1 protein-coding gene is annotated in these 254 nt (G+C 45.3%); it reads left to right on the forward strand.

The window, feature by feature from the left end:
* Positions 1–27: 27 nt before the first annotated feature.
* Positions 28–254, forward strand: a 227-nt coding sequence (locus tag RMT89_RS44275) for a hypothetical protein (RefSeq protein WP_315889409.1), incomplete at its 3' end; no start/stop codon positions are given.

Here is a 254-nt window from a genome sequence, read left to right on the forward strand (position 1 = left end):
GGTATTGTTTACCATGCGATAGGCCAAGTGGAATGGGATTTTATCGTTGGTCAAACTCATCCATTGGCATCGCATATTGGAACACTAACCACAGAGAAACTTCGAGGTTACCCTGTGGTAGTTGTTCGTGATACCTCACAGCACATCTCACCACGCGTATCATGGTCGTTAACTGGCCAAACCATGATTTATGCTCCCGAACTTAATACTGCTATTCGTATGATTGAGGAAGGCATCGGAGTTGGCTACATTCC

The organism is Streptomyces sp. P17, assembly GCF_032436805.1.
Lineage (GTDB): Bacteria > Actinomycetota > Actinomycetes > Streptomycetales > Streptomycetaceae > Streptomyces.